The sequence below is a fragment of the Candidatus Protochlamydia sp. R18 genome, assembly GCF_000648255.1.
GTDB classification, from domain to species: domain Bacteria; phylum Chlamydiota; class Chlamydiia; order Chlamydiales; family Parachlamydiaceae; genus Protochlamydia; species Protochlamydia amoebophila.
Genome location: NZ_BASL01000618.1, coordinates 1 through 1,062, shown reverse-complemented (window position 1 = coordinate 1,062; position 1,062 = coordinate 1). Strand labels below are relative to the sequence as shown.

Annotated in this window: 1 protein-coding gene; it reads left to right on the top strand. The window is 40.4% G+C overall.

Annotation, left to right across the window (positions count from 1 at the left end; translation table 11 throughout):
* The coding region (locus TY19_RS02050) for a hypothetical protein (RefSeq protein ID WP_042279665.1) at positions 1 to 1,013 on the top strand (1,013 nt) is incomplete at its 5' end.
* Positions 1,014 to 1,062: the final 49 nt, after the last annotated feature.

The following is a 1,062-nucleotide window of genomic DNA, read 5'->3' as shown; positions in this document are numbered from 1 at the left end:
CTGGGACTGCTCAAGTTTATTCTCTTGAGGAAAAAGGCTGTCAATTAGTTTTTGATAACCTAAAAGACGAAAACTCTCGTTTGATCCACTATCTAGAAGGGCATATGATCCAAGTGACGCAAGAAGGTTTTCTTTACCGCTGGCCACTCAAAGAACCTTTTCCTTCGCAACCCTTAAGCAGGGTGGAAAATTTTGAGGAAGCCCATGTTGACCAAGAGTTGCTTATTTTAGTGTTGCCTCAGCGCAAGCAATTTGCCATTTTTAATATAGAAAATGGCTTAAAATGTTACGAATCTCCCCTTTTCCACTCTCCCATCCGCTCGCTCGATTGCCGCGATAACCAAATTTTGATTCAATGTGAAGATGGCACGCTTTATTTTATCAAAGCTATTCGAAAAGAGAATTCCTCCCAAAATCTGGAACCGATTCTTTTGGACGGGCTCTTTTTAGATCCTCTTTGCAAAGAGCTAGTGCAATTTGATGAAAAGCGCATCATTATTTTGGGGAAGGATGCGAAAAAACGCCTCTGTACAGTTTGGGATGCTGCTAGCGGAAAAAAAATCTTTGAGGATTCTCTTGAAAGAGAATCCAAATTTCATCTCAACTCCAAATCTAAATGTATTACTGCTTCAGCCTATAATGGCGAAAAACTCGCTGTGGGTTTTGACAAGGGGTATGTTGTTTTTTATGAACCCACTACTGGAAAAAAGATTACAACGCACTCTTTTGATCTTTCTCCTGTCCAGTTCCTTAACTTCGACAGCGATCAAGAACATTGCTGGGTGGCCACTAATCCTTACTATTTAATTGAGTGCTTAAATATTACAGACAAACCTGAAAACGTGGGAGCTTTTTGCTCTACTAAACAAAAAAAGAAATTGGAAGATAGAGGAGCAGAAGCGTTAAAGTGTAATTTAACAGGTATTTATGCCGATGAGCGCCGTTTGGCTTGCTGCGATAAAGGAGGGGAGTTAGATGTTTGGGACTTTGCTAAGGCCTCTCTCCCCCCTTAAGCTTTGAAATTTAGCTTATTCAGTTGACCGTCTAATCAAGGCTTGTTTT